This is a genomic window from Streptomyces sp. NPDC051219 (assembly GCF_040682335.1).
Taxonomy (GTDB): domain Bacteria; phylum Actinomycetota; class Actinomycetes; order Streptomycetales; family Streptomycetaceae; genus Streptomyces.
The window spans coordinates 17,803-41,100 of the sequence record NZ_JBFBAS010000046.1 but is presented as its reverse complement, the minus strand read 5'-3'; the positions used below and the strand labels follow the sequence as shown (position 1 = coordinate 41,100).

Below are 23,298 nucleotides of genomic sequence, written 5' to 3'. Positions count from 1 at the left end.
CTACCCGGACCGGACTCCCACCGGCAGGCGACAACGAGCTTACGACCAAAGGTCACCTACAACATCAAGACCTCCAGTCTGCTGGGCGCGCGAAAGCGCGAGGCTAACCTGCGTTATGCGCTCCCATTGGAACGAACCTGCCCGGAACAATCTCCTCCGCTGACGGCATCCGGCACGCTGCCTTCATGGACCCCGCTGTCGTCGCCGCCCTCATCGCCGTGCCCACGGCTGTCGTTGCCGCCACGGCCGCGTATGCAGCCGGTCGCGCACAGGCTCACGGGGCGCACAGAGGACCCGTTGACGCCGTACGGCGCGAGGCTCAGCGCGAGGCTTACCTCGCGTTCGTCACCGCTGCGCGTTCCTTTAGCCGGGATGATCGCATTCCGGACGACCTGGAGGCCTTGCGGGAGACCTGCGCCGCCGTGGAGCTGGAGGGCCCCAAGCGCATCGCAGACCTTGCTCGGCATGTTGTCTCATGCGCCGAAAGTCATCTCGAATTCGTTCGTTTAGCCTATTCCACCCGGGCTATCCTAATTCGCCAGTTGAGGAATGCCGCCCCTAGCCCCGAGGTCTTGGCGACATACCTCTCCCTCGTCGAGGCAGTGCAGGGGTTCACGGATGCCGCCCGGGACCATCTCAACGGCGAGGGCGCGTGACGGCACGGTAGGCATCGAGTGACGCCGCGTCGGACTGATCCGGAGGGCGGCTCCGATTGTTCGCCCAGAACGATCCTGCGCGTAGCAGGAATCTGGCAGAGATCAGCCCCAAGTCCATCTCGACTCTTCCAGCTCTCGCGCCAGACTGACCGCCAGCATGAGAGCAACAAGGCTGTTGGCGGGTGTGTACTGCTTGGGCGAAACAGCGTGCGCCGTGGCGTGCCGCGAGTAAGTCTCCGGGACTGCTCCTCCATGAAACTCCTGCAGAGCGGACGCTACGGGAGAGAAGACGCACGTTGCCCGGATCTTGCCCACCAGGGTGTCGTCGTTGAACTCAGGGAGGTTCTTCGTGAACGTGGGGTAGTTGAACACCGGCCCGTACCTCCGTGTGTTCTGCAGCAAGCTCGGCGCGTGACGTGCCATCCCTCGTAGAAGGGTGTCCCAGACACTGGCCGCCAGCGACTGACAAGCATTCTGTGCACCCGTCTCGGCCACCCGGATGCACTCCTCCAGCATCGCTACGCAGCCGGCCAACTCCCCACGCTTGATCTCGTATAGCCGCTCGCGGCAACTCGTCAGGACGGCATCCTTGTTGGATACCAGGACGCTCGGCAGGTCAGCGTCGACTGCCGCGGTCAACTGTTGGACCACGTCGACCGGGGGAACCCACACCAGCGGAATGCCGGCTCGCATGACTCGCTTTATGTCCTCCAAGTCCTGGAGATCGTCCCAGTTCGGAGGAAGGGACTCGGCGAGGTGGGACCGGGCTTGGTCACTCAGCAGCCGAAAGAGCTTGGTCGGATTCGGAAGCTTGGCGACCGGAGGCACTACGATGCCGAGCCTTGGCGGCCTCACGCCCAAGCGGGCCAGGCGGGCCAAAGCATCCGACATTGGAGCGGCCTGCGCCAGCAGATCAGCTCTGATCTTCCGGTTCAGTTCCGCCAACGGTGACGGCGATGCCAACGACCGCAGGAAGTCTTCACGCTGCCGCTGCTGACGCGCCAGCATGGCCGCAATACCTTCATTCGGAGTCCTGATCTTCACTCGTGGCGTCTCGCGAAACAGGACTTGTCGTCTGACGTCTTCTTCATCATCGGTCATCAGACGATTATCGCCACCGAACTTGCTGCGGGGGGAGAGTCAGGGGATCGCATCCAGCCCGTAGTACGCCCCGCGAGACCTCCGGTCACCGCGGCGACCGTGCCCGTGTCCCCTCCGAGGTCGATCGCCGCGCGGATCGCGTCCTCGAAAGTGGTGGTGGTGCGCAGGGCCCAGACGGCGGAACCCAGGCAGGGCGAAACTCGGAGATCACAGCGGCAGAGTTATCCCGAGTTCCTGCATGGCGGTGGAGGGCGGGCCGCCTTCGGAGCGCTCGGTCTTTCGGCCCTTAGTGCCTGCGGCGAGCGTACGGGGGTCGACGGCTTCGGCCGGGGCGCCTGTGGAGTAGAGGCCTTGGGGGGCGGTGTCGCGGTCGTGGGGCAGCAGCCAGAACACACGGCGCCGAAAAGTTCCAGAAGACCGGGAAGGCTTGGCCTCCTGGCCAAGCAGGGCGTAGCCGACCATACGTCCGTCGCGGTGGTAGGCGGGCTTGCCGCGGCGTGTGGGCAGCCGGTCCAGGCTCTGGCGGACGTAGTCCAGTTCGTCGATGTCCTCGAGCCAGACGAGTTCGGCTTCGTGGCTGATCTCGTCTTCGGTGATGAGGGAGCTCATGGGGTCTCCTCGTCGGCGAGCAGTCCGATGCCCGGGTAGTACTTCCGCGAATTGGACAGGATCATTTCCTTGGGTGAGGCCAGCCCGATCAGCTCGCGGGCCCGTGTTGCGAACGCGCGGGAGGAGATGGCGGGTGCGCCTTCATTTTGGCACCAGGTCCTATAGACGGCGTAGAGGCGGGCCTGCTCGGCCCGGTGATCAGGGTTCAGGGAGCAGCATTCTTCGAAGAAGCGACCGGTGTGGTCTTCGGTCTCCGCGTAGGCGGTGGTGGCGATGCGGACGCGTTCGGGTCCGGTGAGGTCTTTGTCGCCGCGGAGGTATCGGCGTGCGCCGTCGATGAGCCAGTTGAGGATGCCGGGGCCTTCCTCGGTCACGAGGATGTCCGCCAGGTTGTCGATCTTGCGGCTGTCGGAGACGACGCGTTCAAAGGGGATCAGTCGCATGCGGCGCCAGAACGCGAATCCGCCGGTGCCGACTTCGGGGCGGTGGTTGCCGAGCAGCCACAATTTGTGAGTCGGTTCGAAGCTGAAGAAGTCCTGCCGCATGCGGCGGGCCTTGATGCGGTCACCGCCGGTCAGCAGTTTCACGCGGGCCTCATCGAACTTGTCGCCGGGCCTAACCTCGGAGCACACGATGACGCGACGGCCGTGGAGTTCGGCCAGGTCGGTGGGGTGGCCCTCATAGGGGCGGGCCATCAGGAAGCCGGGCGGGGCGGCGTCCGCGTAGTCGCCCAGAAGCTTCATCAGGACGTCGAGCAGGACGGACTTGCCGTTCTTGCCGGAGCCGAACAGGAAGGGCATGACCTGTCCGCCCACGTCTCCGGTGACGGAATAGCCGAGCAGCAGGTGCAGGAAGCTGATCATTTCCGTGCCTTCCGCGTCGTCGCCGAAGGTATCGGCGAGGAAGCGGTTCCAGCGCGGGGTGGGCATCTGCTGCGGGCCGGTGGAGGTGGAGCGGGAGTGGAAGTCCTTGTTTGGGTCCGCGGTACGCACGAGGCCGGTGCGCAGGTCGACAATGCCGGCGGGGGTACACAGGGCGTACGGGTCGGCGTCCAGGAGCGAGGCGTTGAGGACCATGCCGGGGGCCGAGCGGGCCTGGGTGAGCATGGCGTTCATGCCGGTCGTGCTCAGTGCCCGGCGGCGGTGCTGCAGCAGTGCCGCCGCTGTGTAGATGCCGCGGGGGTCGGCTGTGGCGAGGTTCTCGGCCAGGTCACCGGCCGCCCACAGGACGGTGTCGTCCTCGTCCATCTGCCACCGCGTGGCATCCCACCGGAACCAGCCAAGACCGGGAACATGCCGGTAGTCGTTGGCGTACAGCTTCACGAACAGCTTGGCATTGCCCCGGTCGGAGAGCGTGTCCGGCAGCAGGCCTGCCGCCGTGGCCGGCCCGCTCGCGACGGCTGGCAGGTGCGCCTCACCTCCCTGTGCGGGCACGGGAGTTGACGCATGGGCGAGGATCTGTGCGGCCACCGCGTGGGGATTGAAGTCGAAGAGGAAGCCCTCGTCGCCGGGAGCGGTCACGAGCGGCTCCTCGGGTCAAAGGGCCGCCGGGCGCCAGCCTTCATGCCGCTGCGGATGATCTGCTCGGCGCGGCGCTCCTGGCCGGGGCGGACCATCACGGCAACGTCCCGCAGGGCTTGCTCGGCAGCCTGCTCGGTGAGGTGGCCTGCCGCCACAAGTCCACCCACGGTGAAGGCCGCCCGGTTGAGCTTGTCCGAGAAGCCTGCTCCTTCGGTCACAGCGCCGCAGGCAGCGACTTCGGCGAGGACGGTGCCGAGTGTGCGGGCGGCTCGGTTGCGGCCGCCGCCGGCGGCGACGACGGCCAGCCTGGCGCGGGCCGGCACGGAACGCGGGGCTGGGACGGCCGGCGCGGGTAGATGCCCGGTGCGCTCGAGCTCCTGGGCCAGCCAGGCGGGCAGTGGCGCGGCTCCGCTGGCTTTCCCGATCGGGGTGTAGGTGCCGGCGGTCGTGCTGGTGCCGGGAGCGATGATGTAGCCGCCATGGGCCCGGACATCCACCTGCCAAGCCAGAGCGCGGCCGCCGCCGGACCCGGTGGAGCACTGCCACCGGCGGCCGTCCGTTGCCTGGTACCAGACGTGCAGGCCTCCGGACGGTGTCCGCACGCGCAGCGTCTTCTCGTCGTCCGCGGGGCTGGTGGCGCCCCGCAGGGCCGCCAGGATGCCCAGCGTGTGATAGCCGGTGGCCAAGCCGGTGAGGTCCACCTGACTCGGAATCGGAATGCCCGGCAGAAGCTGCTCCCGCGGCGGCGGCGTCTGCGGGTGGGCGTCGATGTCAATGACGACGAGTCCGGCAGGACCGCAGGCGACCCCTACGCCGAGCGCAGGGCTACGGGCCCACCACTGCTCGATCCGCGCCTGGTCGAGAGTGGCGGCGTGGAAGCCGTGGCACCAGCGGCCTTCGGCGCTGCAGTCACAGTTGCGGTGGGTGTGGCCGGGTTGGCGACATGCCTCGCAGTTCGCGGCGGGAGTCTTCCGCCCGGGTGCCAGAGGGTGCACGGGCCAGCCGCGGCTGGCGCACCACCTGGCGGTGGCCAGCGCTCCGGGCACAGCGACTGAAGCCGCGGGGGCTGACTGCTGTGAGTCGCTGCGTGAAAACCGCAGCTCAGCAGGCATGGTGTTCCCCTAACAGCGACCGAAGCGACTCAACAACGGACACAGAGTAGCGAAGTGCGCGGCAGTGCGCGCGCACCCCTGAAAAACGCTTCGCTTCCGTGTCGAGGAGCAGGCCTTAAGGCGTGCCTCAGCGACCCAGCAGAGTGGGCAGCGACCCAGAGCGCTTCGGTCGCTGCCAACCGCGGGAACCAGTAACACCAGGTCAGAGGGCACATCGGAAGTGGCACAGCGACTGAAGCGACTGAAGTCGTCTATATATGACGCACACGCGCACACAGGAAGGTCTTCATATACCCGGCATCTGAGTCGCTTCAGTCGCTGACCTTTCAGGTGCAAGGCTCTGACCTGCTCTTTGTGCGGGGATACTGGCAGCGACTGAACACTTCCTCGGTCGCTGCTCTTCAGTCGCTGAGCCCGTCCGGCGCGCGGAAGCGACCGAAGCGACTGAAGCGACTCAACGCGCCACACGCCTGCCCTCCAGGGCTGAGACCCCCAGCAGCCCCGGATTCTCAGTCGCTTCGGTCGCTTCACGCGTCGCCCGTCAGCAAGAACTGTCCGAGACAGCAGTCCCTTCACGCACCGGGGCGCCCTTGGGCTCCAACAGGAGATCTTCTATCGTGCCGCGCCCGCCCGTTTGGTTCTGCCAGCCCTCGATGATGTGGTGAATGACGGAGCGGGCGATGAGCTGGTATTCCTGCGGGCACTTCTCGTCCTGGGACAACGCTCCGAGCGGGCGCGTGTGGCAGTACAGGGCGAGCAGTTCCCCAACCAGAGGGGAGAACGGTTCGGCGACGGCGCCGAGTTCGTCGCAGGACCGGTAAGGGCTAGCCTGAGACGGCGCAGGTGCCGCGGTGGAGCGCCTGAAGCGACCGAAGAGCATGACGTGACCTTCCTGATCAGGCGGCGACGCTGATGGGCCGCAGCCAGGCCTCCGTGGGCTGGGCCGGCCCGAGAACCGGGGTGAAGATCGGCTCGAATGGGCCGCGGTACTGGAGCTGGCTCAGGGTGGTGACGCCGGCCCGTAGCCCGGTGCTGGTGAGCGCCGGGTCGCTGGCGGCGAGGCTGCGCAGGTCGGCGATGCGCCGGGCGAGCCGTGAGTCGGAGGCGCCGGTGAGGACCAGGAGCAGGCGCGGGAAGGCGGGGTAGCGGTAGCGCCAGGCCGGCATGGTGGTGCGTCGGCCGGCCTTGGCTCCGCGGCCGGACGGCTGCTGCGGAGTGAAGTCGTGGTAGGCCGCGTAGGCGTGGAGCTTCTGCGCGAGGCGCGCGATGGTCATCTGGGTTCGGTCGACCTCGATGAAGAAGGTGAGCAGGGTGCGCTGCTTCGCCTTCTGGTCGGTGTGGACGTAGTTGAGGACGGCGTCGGGGACGAGGCTGAGCTCTTCACCCGGGCGAGCATCGTCGCGGTAGAAGTGCGCGGTCTCGGGTGACCAGTCGAGCGGGCCACATTCGTGGCCGAGTTGGCGAGCCCAGTCGACGAATGCCAGGCCCGTTTCCACGGTGGCGAGGGTGTGTTCCTGCAGCGGTCCGAGAGCCGCCTCCGGGCTCATCCGGTACGGGCGCTGAGGCAGCAGACCGACCGATTCGACGGCGTTGGCGCCCTTCTCGGTAAGCCACCACAGCAGCTCGGTCTGGCCCGAGACGCGACGGCCGACCGTCTCGGCCAGGCCCGTCTCCCGCAGGGTGTGGAGTTGGCGGCGCAGGTATTCGGCACGGGTGTGGTGCGGGGTGATGAGCTGGTGCAGCTGGCGGGTGGAGACCAGGCGGTGCTGGTAGAGGACCTGGGTTGCCTGCTGGGCGATCTGTCCCAGGCCCGTGGGGCCCGTGTGTGGGTACGGCATTGCGATGCTCCTGCTTCAGTCGATGAGCGTGGTGGGGTCGCCGGCGCCGGTGGCGCCCGGGCGGCGGCCGGAGTGGTGGGCGAGCACGACGGCGTCCAGGTCCTCGAGCGCGGTGAGGATCTCGGCGACGGGCCGGCGCCGGAGGTTGGTGTCGATCGCCTTGTCCAGGTTGGGTACGCCGGCGGGGTTGTCGTAGTGGGCGAATAGCTCCTCGACCGGCAGGCCGCGGACTCTGAACGGTTTGGTCGGGGTGCCGTTCAAATTGATCGACATGACGTAGTGGTATTTCGGGAGCTCGGTGATGGTCTCCGGCGTGACGTGCCCGTTCCAGCGCCGGGCGACGAACGCGGCCTCGTCGAAGTCGGCCGCACAGGTCGACAGCAGGGACTGGTTCTGCAGCAGGGACTGCCGGGTGATTGCTGACAGGCGCAGCGCCATCTGCGTCATGCCGATGAAGCGGACTTCGTACTTGCGCAGCTGCTCGGCGATGGCGGCGAGGAAGCCTTTGCTGGAGGAGTCCAGAGCGGTGAGCTCGTCTCCCCAAGCCCAGAAGGTCCTGCGCTCGTCGCGCGGGGTGTCCTGGCGGGACAGGCCGGCGCGGTGGAGGTCGTGGATGAGCAGGCAGGAAACGAGAGCGTCGCTCTCGCTGCCAGACGGGCAGACGAACACGACACGGCTGGTGTCCATCGCCGTGCGGACGTCGTACGCCGAACGTGGGCTGCCGAAGAATGCCTGCAGCGCCTGGGAGGTGTCGAGCCGATCGATGGCGTAGGTGACCGTTGGCACGGCGTCGTTGGCGAGCTTCGGGAACGTCTTCTCCCAGTAGTCGCGCACCCGCTGCGGCAGCTTCGGGAGCAGCTGCTCGCGCCACTCCTCATCCGTCAGCCAGCTCCGCAGCTGGAACAGAGTGCACTGGGCGTCCGGCTGGCCGGCCTGGACGGCCTGATGGTTGAGCAGCGCCAGGGCCTGGGCGCCGCGGGCCAGGATGGTCCGGGCGCGCGGGGCGTTGTCGCCCCAGTCCTGGGCCGCCGCGATGCCCTCGGTCACCGAGCGGACGACATCCTTCACGGCGCTGAGGGTGCGGCCTTCCATGGACAGCGGATTCCAGGACGCCACCAGCTGGTCCGGCTCGGAGTGGGCCAGGTTGATCTCCCACACGCGCGAGGCGATGTGAGCGTGGGCCAGATACGGCTTCGCCCGCACCCACCCCTCGCCGTGAGGGTCGAGGAACCAGGTGCCATATCCGCTGTGGGCCATCGCGATGCACTGCACCAGCGCGGCCTCGGTCTTGCCGTGGCCGCTCTTGCCCAGCTGCAGGCCGAAGAGCAGGTCCTTCACGCGCGCGGCACCGATCCGCTCGCGTCCGTCGGCGTAGATGACGGCGCCGAGCGGTACCAGGTCCGGTTGGCCGGAGTAGATGGGCAGGTCTGACAGGGCCGGCGGGACCAGGCCGCCGGAGCGCACCACGCTGGAGGCACGGCACTTCACGGTTGGCGGCTTGAGGAAGCCGGCGAGCTCCGGGACGGTCAGCCACTGGCGCTTGCGGGGGGCGAACTCGCCGGTGGCGAAGCGCCGGTCGAAGTGGGCGATCCGCCACCGGGTGTGCGGTCGGCGGGGCTTGAGGTAGTTCTCGCCGGAGGTGGCGGCGAACGCGGCGAGCAGCTGGTTCATGCGGGCCAGGGCCGCCTGCGGGTGCGCGGCCTCGGTGCGCAGCAGCAGCTGGACAGTGAACACCGCGCCGGCCGAGGGCTCGAACTTGCCGACTCCGTCGCGCAGGTCGGTCATGCGGGGCAGCCGCTCGCCGCGGCCGCCGCTGACCGTCTTGCCGCCGGACCATGCGGCGAGGACCGAGCCCCACACCCCTCCCCCGCCGAGCCCGCCGGTCAGGCGCTCGCCGTATGCGGAGGGGCCGCGGCGTTTGGACTGGGCGAGCAGTCGGCGGCGGCGCCGGGCGAGCTGCCGTTCGCGGACGGGGACCAGGTCCAAGACGACGTCGGCGCGCTCGCCGGCCTCGGTGCGTACGGACGCCATGGCGGCGGCGAGCTGCTGGAGCGGGTCGGGGTTGAGGCCGAGGGAGGCCAGGGGCTTCTGGTCAGCCAGGGCCAGGGTGAGCTCTACGCGCTGCACGTAGCGGCGGGAGAGACGCCGGCGGCCGTCGCCATGGTTGGTGGGCTGGGTGAAGTCGACGGTGGCGGTCACTTCGCCTCCTTGGACTGCTGGCGGAAGCGGACCGGCTGGATGTCCTTCTGGGCGCGGTGGGCGCGGACTTCGACTTCGGCGAAGCCGGGCATGGACAGGACAGCGGCCGCGGTGGCCGGTCCCTCGAGGAAGCAGTGCATCTTGCCGTCCTCAGCGCTGTAGCGCAGACGGGCAGCCGAGCCGCGGGCCGGGACATTGCCAGCGGACTGGTCGACTCGGCCGAGCTGGCGCGCCCACCGGCCGACTTCACCCTCGCTGGGGTCGAACGTCGATGTGGGGACGACCTCGACGGTCACGCGGTCGGCGAGGGCTTCCCGCACTCGCTCGGCACGCCGCCAGGCCATCCAGATCCACGCGGCCAGGGCCACCGGTGCGATGGCGGCCAGGTACGTGACGGCGCCGGTGGCTGCGGCGTCGCCGAAGGCCTGGCCGCCCGGTAGTTCGGCGATGTTCATGCCCGCCGCCGGGCGGTCGTACGAAGAGCTGGGGTGTCGTACACGCTGGCCTCCTGGTCGGTGCGGGAAAGACTCCCTCTACTGGACCAAGTGCGGCCGGCGGGCCGATGCAGACACCGACCACGAGGCTTTACTATCGTTTTACTGTGCCTTAGCCCGGGTCCGCCCCGGCGCCTCGGTCAGTTCACCCGCATGGACACACGGGGCATGAGACCGGCTTCGCGACCCATCCTGTCGCGCCAGCCTTCAAGCCGGACATTGAACCGGTCATCCAGGCTCACCCGGTACCAGCCGCCCTTCGCCCTGTCGGCGCTGACCGAGTCGGCCGGGTACAGCATGCCGAGCGAGGCGTACTTCGTCCCGAGGCCGGTCCGCAGGCCAGCGCTGACTTCGGCTGGTACCCACAGGAGTGGAAGCCATGTCAAGGCTGTCGCCATGGTCGCGGGCGCGGGCGCGGGCAGGGACTGCGCAGTCGGCATCGTCGGAGTGGGAAGAGCAAGGGCGGCAGTTGCCAGAGCAGACGAGATCCAGTTTTCGCATGACTCGCTCAACTCGCCGCCGCGTGGCGCTCGTCATGGCAGGCCTGCCGCGATCACCCGCACGTGCGACGGCCGCCGGGCAGTCGCTTGAGGAGCTGAGGGCTGCTCGCCCTCAGTCCGGCACGAACCTCGCGTGCGTCCCGGTTCCGTGCCCGGGGTCCTGGTCCTGGTCCTGTCAAGGATTAACGGACCTGAGGTGAACTTCTACGCCGGGGAGTGCCGACCTCAGCGGTACTTGAGCCGGCAAGGCAGGGTGCTGCCGAAGCCTCGCTCCCGCAGGGAGTGGCGTGCAGGCTCGTGGTGAATGAGGCGAGACATGTAGGTAGCCGACTGTGTTGCGAATCGTTTCGCCCCGGAACGCCAGCTGCGAAGCCGCAGGTTACCGGCTACCCTTCGACTTTATTTTCAAATACTCGGCGCGTCCATTGACGAAGCGACACTCGCCACTGTTGCGATCCACCAATATAGGAAAATTTCCGCTGAGACGGATCGGCTTTCCATCCTTCCCAGTGTTGCTAGGAGGATAAATGAAGATGAAGAAACCCGAAAGTACAAGGGAGGCTCTTCCTGCGCTCTACAACCCCAAGCATTCCATTCCGGAATATGCAGTCTTCCGAATTCCTCGGCCAGCACCCGCGCGCTTTGCACTTCGATCATCGCTTTCCACCTCTCGACGGAGTCCGTAGAGTCATTCCTGGTTCGAGAATCTTCAGCCTTGAACCACGACTTTCTGGGTTCCATCCACGGATGTTCGCTTGTTGTCGTGAGTGAACTCGTCCCCTGAGCTGCGGAGATCGCCAGGGCACCTGGTGACTCCAACGGCCATTCCTCTGATGCGATCGCAGCTTACGAACTCGACAGAGATGGGCTGGCCCTGGAGTACTAGTGCCCACGAGGCGGGGCGCGATAAGTGCGCGCGCATCGGAAAGAGGACTGACAAACAGGGGCGGTCACATCTTGAAACCGACGCAACCGCCCCTGTTTGTCAGTCCTCCGGACGGAGCCTACAAGGATCTCAGGAGGCCCTCCAACTCGGGAACGGCTTCTGCGTCGCAGGACATGACGACCACGAGTTTGCTGAGTACAACACCCTCAGGTCGCTTCGTGTAAGACAATTCCTGGCCGGCTCGCAGAAGAGTACTGAGGAGCAGTTCCCGCACATCTACGTCGCCCTGGAGCACGCCCTCCGCAGCTTCGATGATGAGCACGTGGTGATCCGCCGAAAGCCAAGTGAGGTCACGCAGACAGTCATAAAGCGCGTTCCAGTTCCACCCGAAGTACTCGGGAAGCTTGATTCCGTCCCAGAACTGTTCGAAGACCGCGTCCGTGTTGCCCATCCGCCGGCCGTCGAGGCGGGCCACGTATGTTCGGCCCGATACAGGCAGAAGTTCAGCAAGAGGCACGCCGCCCTGATCGTCGACGATGTGCATCCAAGGAGAGATGCGCACTGCCGCTCTCTCTTCCTTCATCACTGCGCCCACCTGGTGGCCTCACCAATGTTGCATGGCTGCACCGGCCGATCACAGACGCCCGACGAACTGTGCTCACCCGTTGACTTCCTGAGTACGAACACGACGTGAGCCCGCCTCATCGCTGACTTCGCCTTTCGCTCGACAGATCCGGCTTCCGGGGCGGGTTCACTTGCTACCTCGGCCGATACGGGCTCGCCTTACCGTGCCAGCTGATGCGCAGAGTGTCGCGGGCGCGGGTGGCTGCCACAAACAATGAGCACGGAGAGCGCCTTGAGCTCTTCGCGCGCGAGGCGATGGGGGTCTGTATCGCGGTAGCGCTGGACGAGGGAGGCGCGGGGGATGACGCCGTCCCGGGCACCGACGATGGCGAGTTTCTGGTATTCGAGGCCCTTGAAGCGATGGTGCCCACGTGGACGTCACCGTCGCCCTTGACGCCGTCCTTGGTGAGTTCGGCGACGGTGAGGCCGGCCTCGGTCGCCAGGTAGTACATGACCTGGTTGACGGCTTCGCGGTCGGCGACGCAGACGGCGATGTTGCCCCGCGGGTCGCGGGCTTTGCCGTCGGCTCCGCCGGTGGCGAGTTCTTCGCGCCAGGGCGGATGGGGGGCGGGGCATGATAGTTGGACGGCCGTGTTCCGGAGATCGATTCGACCCCGAAGACAGCCGCGAAGTCGCGCGGTGGGCCCGTCCACCAGTGGTGGACGGGCCCCTTCTTCAGAGGATCACCTGGTCAGACAAGCCTGCCACTCGGCCTGTCACGCCAGGGCAACCACGGACGACTCAGCAGTGACAGCCTCGGGCGGCAGTTCGCCCGAGTCGCACGTTCCGTTGATCAGACCGACAACAAACTCGATCAGTCCGCAGTCGACGTCCCACCATGATCCGTTCGCTCCGCCTACAGTCACGGACCAGGAGAGCGGAGAGGGGTCATTCGTCCGCCAGTAGAACACGTCTCCTTCAAGGGACGCCCCCCATGGAAGGAGACCGCCCTTGGCGGGATAGGGAACACGCCCACCCGACTCTCCGTCCTCCGCGAGATACTGAAGGGTTTCAAGTTCCGTCTGGACCGCCTCAGCGTACTCTGACTCACCGCCTTCGGAGGGAATCCAGATCCGAAGAAATCCTCCGATCTCCATGGAGGGAAAGGCCTCGGCCAGTCCCATGAAGTCTTGCGGAAGGTCAGTTCCCATGAGACGGCTGAGCCGGTCCCAGTCCAGTCTTTTCGGCCTTTCGCTGGACACCCGCGCAAGGCCAGGCAATGCCGCGATGAGGTCCGTCAGCGTATGCATGTGGTCTGCCAATCCTTACTATTCTCAATTCGGGCGTCGAACAGCTTTCCGCGCTTAGTGTAGGCGGTCATTTGAATTCCGGTTGGGATCAACTCGGGACCGTCATAGGTGAGAGTTCCACTGTATGTCACCCAGTTCCCCGCCTTAAGCTCACGCTCCATCACCCGCTCACACCTTCGCATACCGCTCTTGTTCATGCGATCACGGCCGGGGAACAAGTTCTCACTGCGCGGATGTCCATAAAATTGATCGCCGATTATATGGGCCTTATTGTACTGGGCGACTCCAGGAGAGATCGCATTGTCCGCTGGCGATGGCATCCCCGCCACCGCGACTGATGCAATGCCGGCCCGCGGGGTCCCGGTGGGCTTAAGGTCCTGCCGTCCGCACATCAGCGCAGCGGCTCCCTGAGCCCGGTTCAAGTGGTCCAGTGGCAGATACTGGTAGCGCTCCTCACGGGGCCTCTTGCAAGGATCATCTTGACCGGTTCCGTTCGGTACGCCGGGGTCGCCGGCGGGGCTGGTGAGGACGGCGGGGCTCTCATCCGGCGTGTATTGGCCATCGCCTCCGAGGAGGTCGAGCATCGCCTGAGCGGAAAATGATGCCGCCCACCCCTTGCTTTTGTCCCAGTTACCGATCGTCGGGTCCCAGTCGACCTTGGCCGGAGGCCGCTCCGGGGCGGGTACCGGGTGTGGTCCGTTGTTGGGGTTCTGGTCAATCGGCGGCTTCGGAGGGATGACTACACATCCATTACGGCAGGCACCGCCGCCCCCGCTGCCCGCTTGCGTCGCCGTCCCCGACGTATAGCCTCTGCTCCTCCACGTGTAGCCCCCGGAGGTCGACAGTTCCTCCTTCACCGACCCTTGCCTAGGGGACCAACGGTTCGCCAGGGCGTTCCGTGCCGCAGCAAGGCCGCGTTCATATAGCGAAAAGATTCCGGGGTTATACCTGGGGGTGAACGAGTAGTGGCGCTGTACAGAGATTCCACCGAGAAGACCCAAGATTCCAAAACGACCAAACCGGAAACTGACCTTTGATTTGGTGGTTTGTGCCGTGTACGGCTTCGTGTACGGACGCGGCTCCTGGAAATGTCCGCTGGGATCGGTTCCGTTCAGTGGATCAGCGTTTCCGTAGGTGAACCGGTTCGTCTGAGCGGAGGAGGTTGGATCGAGCAGCCATGTGTCGCGGGAAGCGAAGCTTCCGGTGCCGGGCCGGTACCAGCGCGAGGCCATGTTGACGTCGCCATTGGTTGGGTCGGTCCAGCCAGACTGATAGCCGCGGGCGGCATTCGTTCCACTGGTTGCGGTGATGCTCCCGAAGGGGTCGTAGGCGGTGGATCCGCTGAGTGACCTGCCATCGGCCGTGAGGCCCGCGACAACGTCTGTGTGCTGGTCGCTGATAGCCCACTGTGCGTTCGTACCAGTTCCAATTGCCAACAGCGAACCATTGGAACTGTGGCTGTAGCGGTTGATGCCGTCTCTAGCGACGTTGTTGGACCCACCGTCGTAGGAGAAGCTCGATGTGCCGTGTTGCTGAACGCGGTCGAGCGAGTCGTACGCGTACGTCGTCGTGCCGTCGTTGATTTTGCGTTCGAAGGCGTCGAACTTCAGGGCGCGCGGGGTTCCGCCGGTGTCTATGGAGCTGAGAGTGCCGCGCGCGGTGTACGTGAAGGTCGCGGCTCCGTCGGTCAGCTGGCGGTTGCGTTCGTCGAAGGTCGCTGTTGTGGCGCCGGCCCTGGTGCGGTTGCCGGCGGCGTCCCACGTATAGGCCGTCGTGGTGCTGCCTTTGTCCCAGGAGGTCAATCGGCCTGCCTGGTCGTAGCCGTAGGCGTTGGCGCTCGCTCCGGCGGTGCCGCTGGTGGTCTTGTCCGTCAGCCGGTCATCGAGGTCGTAGTCGTATGTCGTTGCAGCTACCTGGGAAGTGCCGTCCGGGTTCGTGATCCGGTCCCGGGTCAGACGGCCGAGGTCGTCGTAGCTGTACGTGCGCCGCGCTGACTCGGTCCAGGTGGATGAGCCCTCGGGCTGTATCGCGTAGCGCTGGAGCGTGGCGTGTCCGGCGGTGTTGAAGTCGTACCAAATGTTGCCGCCGGTGATGGAGTCCCAGGTCCAGTCCAGTCGACCGCCGGCATCGTAGCCATAGATCGTGCTGCCTGCCTCGGTCTTGCGCTCGGTCAGGTTGCCGTCGGCGTCGTATTTGTAGTTGGACTGGCCGCCGGGCCCATCTGTGGCAAGCAGCTGGCCGCGATCGTTGTAGGAGAAGGTGTTGCGGGCAAGCAGGTCGTTGGTGCCCGCTGCGGTCATGCGGCCCGCGAGGTCGTACTCGAGGGAGCGGGCGGCGCTGGCGGCCTCGGCGCCAGCGCCAGTCTCCTTGGTCAGACGGCCGAGGCCGTCGTAGGTGCGTTCCCGCTTGACTCCGCCGGGCAACAATTCTGCGGTGGCCTGGCCTGCCGCGTCATAGACGGTGGTCCAGGTACGGTCGGCGGCCGAAGGATGTACCGCGGTGACGGGATCGATGGTAGACGCGGGTAGGTCCCAGGCGTTGAACGTGTAGGTGGTGGTGTTGCCCCGTCCGTCGGTCAGGCGGGTGCGGTTACCTGAGGCGTCGTAGCCGAAGGTGGTGGTGATCGATTGGGCGTCGGTCACCGGCTCGATCTGCTTGGTCATGCGGCCGACCGCGTCGTAGGTATAGGTGCTGCGGGACTTGGTGCCGGACGTAGCTGCAACGCGGTTGCCATCAGCGTCGAACTCGGCTGAGACCGTGCGCAGGATGGCTGTGCCGGTACCGTAGTCGGCTGCTGCGGTTACGTTGCCCAGCGCGTCGTATGTGCTGGTGCTCTTCCTGCCGGTTGGATCTACAGTCTCTGTCGGGCGGCCCAGTCCGTCGTAGCGAAGCTCGGTGACGCCTCCGGCTGGGTTGGCTGTGGTCACCACCTCGCCTGCCGCGTTGTACGTGGCGATGGTCTTTCGGCCGCCCGGCGTTGTCGAGGTGGTCTGGTTGCTGGCGTCGTCCCAGGTGTAGCGGCTGGTGAGGTTTTGCAGGGACGGGTAGCGCTCGATGGTGGTGGCGGTCAGCCTGCGGCCGAGTTCGTCATAGGTGGCCTCGGTGCGGGCGCCGGTCTGGTCGGTTACCGCAAGCGGAAGTCCTGTTGGGGTCCAGTTGTAGGCGGTGACACCAGCGCCGTTGACTTCGGTCGTCTCGCCACCCAGCGTGTTCCCGGGGGCTGTGAGTCCGCTGGGCGTCGTACCGGCCAGCGGGTCCGTCTTCTTGGACAACTGGCCAAGCTGGTCGTAGCTGTAGTGGGTGGTGCGGCCCAGCGGGTCCGTGATGGCCGACTGCCGGCCGAGGCTGTCATACGTGGTGCGGGAGACGGCAGTGATCTTCTCGCCACCGGGCGGCGTGTAGTCAGGCAGTGTCACTGCAGTGGTGCGGCCCAGCTTGTCCGTTTCGGCACGAGTGACCGCGCCCCGTGGGTCACGGCTCTCCGTGGTCTCGCCGAATGTGTTGTAGCCGGTGAGAGTCGTCGGCTTGACAGTGGTTGCCGGGCCGCCGTTCTCTTCGGCCTGGATCTGCGGCGCTGTCTGCTCGACGAGGCGGCCCAGTTGGTCGTACCGGTTGACCGTGGTGTAAGCGGCGGCATTTGCGCCGTTGATGTTGCCTCGGGGGCTGACCGCGGTCAGGACCAGACCTCGCTTGTCGTACGCCTGGGTCGTGGTGCGGGTGCTGGTTCCATCGGAAAGCGTCTGCTTGGTGGGGTTGCCCGCGGCGTCGTATTCCGAAGTGGCGGCAAGTTTCTTGCCAGATGCGTCGATCGACTGGGTCTGTTCGGTAACCCGGTTGTCGCCGTCGTAGGTGAAGGTGGTGACGCGGTTCAGACCGTACGGGTCGAGCACGGTGCGCGTGGTGCGTCCCGTGGAATCAATGACGTGCGCGACTGTAGTGCGGCCACCGCCGGTAACTTGCTGAGTCAGGTGTCCGGCGCCGTCATAAGCGTTGGCCTCCAGGACGATGTCGTGTTTACCGCCATCTGCCTGGGTGACCTGCCTGGCTGTGGCCGTAGCTGTCAGTCCATCGTCGAAGTAGCTGAAGCTGGTGGTGGCTCCCATCGCATCCGTGGTGGAGGCCAAGCGGCCGGCAGGGTCGTAGGCGTTGGATGCGACGACTAGGTCCCGGACCTGCCCGGAGGGGTCGCCTTCCCAGTCCTTCAGTACGGTCTCGGCGTGCTGGCCGCGACTGGTGTAGGCGTACGTGTACTGCGTCCCGAGGGCATCGGTCTCGCCGGACACACGGCCCAGGGCATCGTAGCTGTAGGTAGTCGTTGCGCCTTCCGCGTCGGTCGCGCTGTCGTTCAGACCGTGCTCGTCGTAGTGATGCGTGGTGGTTCGCTTGGCGTCACCGCCGGTGGTGTCCTCGGTCCATTCCGTCAGGAGGTTGCCGTCGGCGTCGAAGGTCCGGGTCACCTTCGCCGTGTGCGTGGTGTTGGTTATCTCGTTCTTCACGCCCGCACCGGATTCCGAGACGATCCGGGACATGCTGTCGTATACGTAAGCGGTGGTGACCCCGTCAGGGAAGCTGTCGGATATCTGAGTCTCGGTGAGCTTCCGGCCCAGGCCGTCGTAGGTGTATTTGGTGACGAGACCGGAGGGTGAAGTGACCTGTGCGATGTCTCCGTTAGTGAAGTATCCGTATGTCGTCGCGGCTCCGCCCAGTGTCCTCTGAGTGGCCACGAGGCCGGCCGGGGTTGTGCCGCCGCCTGCTGCGGGTTCGGTTCCCGTCGTGTAGGACGTTGTGGTGGTCCGTCCGTCCGCCAGGGTGGTGGCGGCGGGGAGGCCGAGCCCCGTGTAGGTCATCGCTGTCTTGAACCGGTCGTCTGACGGCTTCGTGGAGCGCGCATCGCGTACGGCGATCGGCTTGTCGTTCCGTGGATCCAGCGGGTCTGCTGTGTTGGAGTAGTAGTCCGTGAAGGATGTCCAGCAGGAGTTGGCGTCCCTGCACGTTGTCCGCGAGACGGTGTTGCCTCGCGCGTCATGGCCCTTGATGGTGGCGTGGCCGTTGGGATCGGTCACGGTGTGCAGGAAGCCCCCCGTGTCGTACGCGTAGGTGGTTTCGCCGCCTTCTGGATCGGTCATCGCCACTGCCCGTTGGCCCCGCAAGGCGTCGTACGCCGTGCGGGTCGCGTTCCCGGCAGGGTCGGTCACGGTGATCGTCGAAGCCAGACCGGAGATGCTGGATTGCGCACGGGCCGAGTAGTGGTCGCTTACCTGGTCCTGGCTCAGTCCGTGCTGGTAGATGGCGACTTCATCCAACTGGCCAGTGAAGTAATAGGTGCCGGGCGTGGTGACACCCATCCAGGCGGTGTTGGCGTACCCGGCGCCGAGGTAGGCGTTGACTCCCTGCAGGTGGCGGGCCGCTCGGCCCAAGGTGGCGACTTGGACTCCATCGAGGTAGAGCGCCTGGCTGGTGCCCGAGGCAGATAGGACGGCGTGGTGCCACTGGTTGTCGGTGACAGTCTCCGTCGACTTCATCGGGGTGGCGCCGTTTTGCTGCTCGGCCGTCCAGAATTGGCCCCGCAACAGGCCATCGGTGCCGACGTTCAGTACCGGCCGGACGTCAGTTGGTGTTGTCCCGATGGTGGCGTTCTGCAGGCCAAGCAACACTCCTTGCTTGGTCGTACGGAACCACAGTTCCACCGAGACATCTGTGGAGGCCGTAACGAGTCCGCTGGGGATGGCTACGTGTCCGTTGCCGGCGAATTGCGCGGCGGAGCCGTCCCCGGCTCCGAAGATTCCGGTGGTGGCGAGGGTGGCGTTGGTGTAGGCGCCGTTGCCGTTGTTCGCGGTGACCGTACTGACGGCTGTGGTGGCGCCTCCCGGTTCGTCCAGACGCCAGTAGCCGGCCGGGGCGTCGCCGGCAGCGGAACCACGGTAGTGAGAGCCATCGCCGGATACGAGTCCGGTGCGGGCCCGGTAGTGATTGCTAGCAGATCCAGCGCCCAGGGGAATCGTGTAGATGGCCGCCTCGTCGATCTGCCCGGCGAAGTACTTGGTTCCGGCGGTCTGGCCGTCCCAGGGGGTCGTAACGTAGCCCGCGCCGAGGTGGGCATAGGGCAACGTGATCGGGGGTACGGCGCCGGTGAGGCTGCCTACTCCTACACCATCCAGATACATTCCCTGCCCGCCGCCGTAGCCGGACAGGATGACATGGTGCCATTCATTGTCCGTGACAACGGTTTGGGACACCATGGCCGTTCCGGCCTTGCTCTTGTCCAACTGACCGCGAAGCTTACCCGCGCCGTCGATAAGCAGTGCGGGCGTGATTGACCCCGCGGTCGTACCCAATTCGGTGTTTTGGAAGCCGAACAGCACGCTCTGAGACTTAGAAGTCCGGAACCACAGCTCGATCGCCATCCCGGATGCGCTGGCCAGCGCGTCAGCGGGAACTTCTACGGCGCCTTCCACGCCATCGAGTTCAATGGAGGTGTCGTCTCCGTCGGAGAATACGCCCGGACTGCCGAGGCTGACTCCGTCACGGTAGGAACCGTCCGTGCCCTCACCGATAGCGCTCACGGCTTGCGCGCCCCTGCGGTCCCCCAGTCGCCAGTAGCCAGCGGGAGACTGGGCCTGCACGGCCTGTGCATAGGCCGCCGATCCGGTCGAGTACTCCGGGGCCGAGACCTTCCAGACCCCGCCGTTCTCGTCCGTGGTGCTCGTCAGTCGGCCAGTGGCACTGTCATAGGCGGCGGTGGCGTGAGTGCGCCCTGACGGCAACCCCACTTTGGTCATCAGTCCGGACGGAGCCCGGACCGCATGATGCTCGGAGATCGTCCAAGCGTCGAGAGGATGCTCGTATACCGCCACATCGTCGATCGAGCCTTCGAAGTAGTGCGTGCCGGCCGGGACGCCCATCCAGCCCTCGCTGCCGTGGCCCGCACCAACGTACGCGAATTGGCCATCACGGGCGGTAACAGTCCCGGTGAGAGTGCCCACCTTGACCCCATCGAGGTAGAGCGTTTGCGTGGTTCCGGCGCTGGTGAGAACCACGTGGTGCCACGCATTGTCAGTCACCGTCTGCGCCGAGACGATCGGCTTAGTTCCGCCGTACTCCAGGGTGTAGAACTGCCCCCGCAGCTTTCCGACCCCGTCCACGTTCAGATACGGGCTGTACTTAGACGGCTTCTGCCCCAGCTCGGCATCCTGCAGTGTCGCGAGTACACCCGGCTTGCTCGTTTTGAACCACAACTCAACCGAGGCGGACGTCGAACTGCGCAGTGTGTCCTCGGGCAACTCCATGGAGGAGTCGACACCGTCGAAGCCTGCCGAGTTGTCACTCGTCCCCCCTATGGCGGCCGCGCCGCCGAGAACGACGTCTCTGTACGCCGCCGCATTGAGGCCGGTCTTCGACGGCGCTTGGCTGGCTGCAAGCGACCCCTCGGTTTCCCCCAGCCTCCAGAAAGACTGTGGGTGAGCATCCAGCACGGCACTGCGGTACAGGGAGCCGTCCTGGTACTCGTACACCGTGCACGCGGTACTCGAGGCGGGCGGACACACCTTGGTGAGCCGGTCCCCGGCATATGTGTAGGACCAGGTGATGCCGCCATCCCCGGGAGAGACAGCGCTCGTGGTCACCGACGACACATGGCCGCCGGTCCAGGTGAGAGACAGGGAGCGACCGGAGAGATCGTCGGTGACTTTGACCAGCGGCCCACCGTCTGCCGGCTCGTGGCGCAGTGTCTGTCCGCGGCCCGCGCCGTCGGCAATCCGGACCAGACGGCCCGAGGTCCCGAAGTGATAGGTGAACCCGGATCTGTCGCGCATGACCCAACCGCCACTCTCGCGGGCGAGTCGGCTGGTGGAGCCGGACGGCTCCGCATAGGTGCCGTTCTGGTTTTCGCCGTACCGAGCCTGGGAGCCGTCGGCGAGGGTGACCAGGACCGTGCGTGTCTGAGGCTCTTCGCGCAGACGCATGTCCCAGCGAGTGGTCCAGCCGGCGCCAAACGCGCCGTCGGTGCGCGGATCGAGGGAGTTGTACGTGCGGGTCACGGCCAGTTCTGGGCCGACTGTGAAGAGGGATGCGTCGGTGGCCGCGGTGGCGTAGTTTCCTGCGCGGGCGCCGAACTCACGGCCGGAGTCGGAACCGCCCAGGTGGCTGGTGATGCCAGGCTGCGGGACGGCGGTGGTGAAAAGCGCCGGTCCGGGCCGGACCGAGGTTGCCGCGCCGTCGTACACGTATGCGTACCAAGCGTAGGTCTTGCCCCAGGTGAGCCAGTCGGCAGGGATGAGCCACTGTTTGCTCGCCTCGCGCGTGTTGAGGCGGCAGTTCTTGCGGGTGTCCTTACCCTCGACCTCGCAGACCTCGAACTGGTACTGGAGTGCCTTGGGGTAGCGGTCCGGGTCAGTGCCGTTCGCCCAGAGTGTCGGGGTGAGGGTGTCGAGAACGACTCCGCTGGCCGGGGATTCGGCGGTCAGCTGCGGGGGCACGTTGACGGCTGAGAACTTCACAGCGGGGGCGGGTATCCCCTGGCTGGTGAAGCGCGTGACGCCGGCCTCGTCCATCGTCCACTGGAGCGTGTAGGTTGCCGGCGCAAGCGGCGCGATCTTCGCGGACAGCGTCACACTCTCACCGGGCGAGATATCGCTGGGCATGGGGGTCCAGCGGATCTTCGTTGAGTCGGTAATTTCCTTGTTGCTGGCGTCGAAGAGATTGTATCGGAGCTTGAAGCTTCCGCCCTGGGGCCACGTCTGTTGCCCCTGGTTGGTTACGGTGACCTGCATCGCGCCCTCGGCCGTGGCGGTCACTGGCGTGAGGAATTCACCGAGCTTGTATGTGGCGCCGTACTTAGTCCAGGTGACGTCAAGGCTCGGCTTTCCGTTGGGGTAGTCGTCGGAGCCGAACTGCTTCCAGCTCTTTGAGTCGGAGGTTGACGCCTTGATGGCGAGGCCATAGTTCTTCTTACGGCCATGCGTCCAGTCGTCGACCAGCTGCCGGCCGGGGCTGCCGAGTTTGATGCTCTCCCACGCCGGTCCGCACGACCAACTGGTGGTGCCCTCGGGTCGCCAGCCGTGCGCGAAGCTCTTGGACGAAAGGGAGGAACCTGTGGCGGGGCCCGGGTACTTGGTGGTGGTGCTCTCCGACCAGTTGGAGGTGATCGGGTGAATCGTGACAGGGCGCGCGGTGCACGACTGGGACCAGGTGTTGTAGAGCGCCAGGTTCGCATTCAACACCCAGGCGTTCTTGAGAGAGGTCTCCACACCGTTGAATCGCAGGAATGCTGCGGCCTTGTGGCCGCCTCCGTCGTAGGTGCCGACCTTCATCACGGTGTTCGTGGAGAAATCTGTGTTGTAGGGGTGCTCGACGAAGGTCCCGGAGGCCGCATCGAACGACTGCACCGAAGGGTCAACGCGGACGGGGAAGACTCGTCCGGGGTCAGCCAGCCACTCCTTGTCCAGGGTGACGGTCAGAATCTGGTGACCTTCTTCTGTGGTGAGTTCGTAGTGGACGTTATCGGAGATGGCGCCTTCATTGGCATCATCGGCGATGTTGGAGTCTTCCATCCAGCCGCGCGGCATCCGGGCACGTTCGATGCCGTCTACGTCGGTGAAAGCAACGCCGCCCTGGGCGTCGAGGTGGGCGGTCAGCCCTTCGAGCTCCAGCGGGAAACGCCACTCTGTGGGGGCAGCCTTGCCCTTGAGGACAAGGGTCTCCTTCACCGAGTCGCTGCCGGAGAGCAGCTCTAGGTCGGAGGAGGTGCGCACTCCGGGATAGGTGATGGTGCTGCCCTTCACCTCGCCTTGAGCGCGGGCAGCACCCTCGACGGAGTAGCCGACCGAGAGCCCGTCGGCAACCTGCATACGGAGCAGGGGCGCGGCGTCGGCGAATTCCGCAAGGGAGATGGCCGCTTGCGTCGAACGCGGCTCCCAGGCGTTGCCCGAGACACTCATGCCGCGCGTGCCTGCTGGCTTGGTGAGTGCAGTGTCGATTTTCTCCCAGACGCCGTTGGCCTTCTGGAAGTTGACGGGCTCGTTGTAGAAGCGAGTGGTGTAGGTGCCGTCCTTGTTGAGGAAGGTCCGGGCACGCTCGACTCGCTCGCCTGCGATCTCCTTGCTCGTCCTCTCGTCGAACCCGGGCGCAATCGCTGGCACCGGTGCGGACACCGGCTGAGCCTTGCCCATCACAGGCGGCTTGGGCTTCCCGGGCAGCACCGGCTCCGACACGGCCGGCTCCGGGGCGAGTTGCCCAGGTGCGGTCAGGGCCCCGTCCCGGCCGCCCGTCGTGTTCGCTTGCGTACGAGCCGGAGATGCCTCATGGCTTCGTCCGTCCGCGCTTCCCCAGCGCTGACCGGGACGTTCACCGGCTCTGAAGGCTGGCTGCCCGGTCCAGTGGCCGACGGCGAGCGCGGCCTGTTCTGTGCCGGCGAGCGCGGCCATGACAAAGGCGAGCGATATGACGATAGGACGCGCGACTCGCACGAACCTGCCCCCCCACAATGGTGATCAAAGAGGAGACACTTCTAAG

Annotated in this window: 14 protein-coding genes and 1 pseudogene; 2 read left to right on the top strand and 13 right to left on the bottom strand. The window is 66.0% G+C overall.

Translation table 11 applies throughout. The features are described from left to right. Window positions 1-185 precede the first annotated feature (185 nt). The gene (locus AB0M62_RS31315; RefSeq protein WP_366077719.1) at window positions 186-656 is read left to right on the top strand and encodes a hypothetical protein; all 471 of its coding nucleotides are present in this window, start codon (window positions 186-188) and stop codon (window positions 654-656) included. 102 nt (window positions 657-758) lie between these two features. Here AB0M62_RS31315 and AB0M62_RS31310 read toward each other — a convergent pair whose 3' ends face one another. The 11 genes and pseudogenes from AB0M62_RS31310 to AB0M62_RS31260 form a co-directional block, all read right to left on the bottom strand. Further along, on the bottom strand, window positions 759-1,757 hold the full coding sequence (locus AB0M62_RS31310; protein WP_366077718.1) for a hypothetical protein: 999 nt from the start codon (window positions 1,755-1,757) through the stop codon (window positions 759-761). A gap of 42 nt (window positions 1,758-1,799) precedes the next feature. Next, a pseudogene (locus AB0M62_RS31305) lies at window positions 1,800-1,951 on the bottom strand (ADP-ribosylglycohydrolase family protein); the annotation flags it as partial. A gap of 13 nt (window positions 1,952-1,964) precedes the next feature. Beyond that, window positions 1,965-2,366, bottom strand: coding sequence for a DUF6009 family protein (locus AB0M62_RS31300; RefSeq protein WP_366077717.1), 402 nt, complete (start codon window positions 2,364-2,366; stop codon window positions 1,965-1,967). Then, entirely contained in the window at window positions 2,363-3,886 is a 1,524-nt protein-coding gene (locus AB0M62_RS31295) for a phage/plasmid primase, P4 family (RefSeq protein ID WP_366077716.1), read from the bottom strand. The genes AB0M62_RS31300 and AB0M62_RS31295 overlap by 4 nt, the downstream gene beginning before the upstream one ends. Further along, window positions 3,883-4,998 (bottom strand): bifunctional DNA primase/polymerase, encoded by a 1,116-nt coding sequence (locus tag AB0M62_RS31290; protein ID WP_366077715.1) that lies wholly within the window; start codon window positions 4,996-4,998, stop codon window positions 3,883-3,885. The genes AB0M62_RS31295 and AB0M62_RS31290 overlap by 4 nt, the downstream gene beginning before the upstream one ends. Window positions 4,999-5,539: 541 nt before the next feature. After that, window positions 5,540-5,878, bottom strand: coding sequence for a hypothetical protein (locus AB0M62_RS31285; RefSeq protein ID WP_366077714.1), 339 nt, complete (start codon window positions 5,876-5,878; stop codon window positions 5,540-5,542). A 16-nt stretch (window positions 5,879-5,894) separates the two neighbouring features. Continuing rightward, the gene (locus AB0M62_RS31280) at window positions 5,895-6,836 is read right to left on the bottom strand and encodes a replication-relaxation family protein (RefSeq protein WP_366077712.1); all 942 of its coding nucleotides are present in this window, start codon (window positions 6,834-6,836) and stop codon (window positions 5,895-5,897) included. Between the two features lie 15 nt (window positions 6,837-6,851). Beyond that, window positions 6,852-9,035 carry an ATP/GTP-binding protein gene (locus AB0M62_RS31275; protein ID WP_366077711.1) on the bottom strand — a complete coding sequence of 728 codons (2,184 nt, stop codon included), beginning with the start codon at window positions 9,033-9,035 and terminating at the stop codon, window positions 6,852-6,854. Continuing rightward, on the bottom strand, window positions 9,032-9,490 hold the full coding sequence (locus AB0M62_RS31270) for a hypothetical protein (protein ID WP_366077710.1): 459 nt from the start codon (window positions 9,488-9,490) through the stop codon (window positions 9,032-9,034). The genes AB0M62_RS31275 and AB0M62_RS31270 overlap by 4 nt, the downstream gene beginning before the upstream one ends. 179 nt (window positions 9,491-9,669) lie before the next feature. Then, a complete protein-coding gene (locus tag AB0M62_RS31265) occupies window positions 9,670-9,969 on the bottom strand; it encodes a hypothetical protein (protein WP_366077709.1) in 300 nt (99 codons plus the stop codon). A 1,064-nt stretch (window positions 9,970-11,033) separates the two neighbouring features. Next, window positions 11,034-11,498 (bottom strand): barstar family protein, encoded by a 465-nt coding sequence (locus AB0M62_RS31260; protein WP_366077720.1) that lies wholly within the window; start codon window positions 11,496-11,498, stop codon window positions 11,034-11,036. Between the two features lie 412 nt (window positions 11,499-11,910). Between AB0M62_RS31260 and AB0M62_RS31255 the strand changes: the two genes are divergently transcribed. After that, window positions 11,911-12,117, top strand: a complete 207-nt coding sequence (locus AB0M62_RS31255) for a hypothetical protein (RefSeq protein WP_366077708.1) — start codon at window positions 11,911-11,913, stop codon at window positions 12,115-12,117. A 138-nt stretch (window positions 12,118-12,255) separates the two neighbouring features. Here AB0M62_RS31255 and AB0M62_RS31250 read toward each other — a convergent pair whose 3' ends face one another. Beyond that, window positions 12,256-12,789 carry an SMI1/KNR4 family protein gene (locus AB0M62_RS31250; RefSeq protein ID WP_366077707.1) on the bottom strand — a complete coding sequence of 178 codons (534 nt, stop codon included), beginning with the start codon at window positions 12,787-12,789 and terminating at the stop codon, window positions 12,256-12,258. Then, window positions 12,777-23,210, bottom strand: coding sequence for a LamG-like jellyroll fold domain-containing protein (locus AB0M62_RS31245; protein WP_366077705.1), 10,434 nt, complete (start codon window positions 23,208-23,210; stop codon window positions 12,777-12,779). Before AB0M62_RS31245 ends, AB0M62_RS31250 begins: the two co-directional genes overlap by 13 nt. Between the last annotated feature and the right edge of the window lie 88 nt (window positions 23,211-23,298).

What these genes read in the sequence shown, in the direction of transcription:
- AB0M62_RS31245 (WP_366077705.1), bottom strand. Translation starts at nt 23,210, where the DNA reads ATGGCCGCGCTCGCCGGCACAGAACAGGCCGCGCTCGCCGTCGGCCAC.
- AB0M62_RS31310 (WP_366077718.1), bottom strand. Translation starts at nt 1,757, where the DNA reads ATGACCGATGATGAAGAAGACGTCAGACGACAAGTCCTGTTTCGCGAG.
- AB0M62_RS31270 (WP_366077710.1), bottom strand. Translation starts at nt 9,490, where the DNA reads ATGAACATCGCCGAACTACCGGGCGGCCAGGCCTTCGGCGACGCCGCA.
- AB0M62_RS31250 (WP_366077707.1), bottom strand. Translation starts at nt 12,789, where the DNA reads ATGCATACGCTGACGGACCTCATCGCGGCATTGCCTGGCCTTGCGCGG.
- AB0M62_RS31260 (WP_366077720.1), bottom strand. Translation starts at nt 11,498, where the DNA reads ATGAAGGAAGAGAGAGCGGCAGTGCGCATCTCTCCTTGGATGCACATC.
- AB0M62_RS31300 (WP_366077717.1), bottom strand. Translation starts at nt 2,366, where the DNA reads ATGAGCTCCCTCATCACCGAAGACGAGATCAGCCACGAAGCCGAACTC.
- AB0M62_RS31265 (WP_366077709.1), bottom strand. Translation starts at nt 9,969, where the DNA reads ATGCCGACTGCGCAGTCCCTGCCCGCGCCCGCGCCCGCGACCATGGCG.
- AB0M62_RS31280 (WP_366077712.1), bottom strand. Translation starts at nt 6,836, where the DNA reads ATGCCGTACCCACACACGGGCCCCACGGGCCTGGGACAGATCGCCCAG.
- AB0M62_RS31315 (WP_366077719.1), top strand. Translation starts at nt 186, where the DNA reads ATGGACCCCGCTGTCGTCGCCGCCCTCATCGCCGTGCCCACGGCTGTC.
- AB0M62_RS31285 (WP_366077714.1), bottom strand. Translation starts at nt 5,878, where the DNA reads ATGCTCTTCGGTCGCTTCAGGCGCTCCACCGCGGCACCTGCGCCGTCT.
- AB0M62_RS31290 (WP_366077715.1), bottom strand. Translation starts at nt 4,998, where the DNA reads ATGCCTGCTGAGCTGCGGTTTTCACGCAGCGACTCACAGCAGTCAGCC.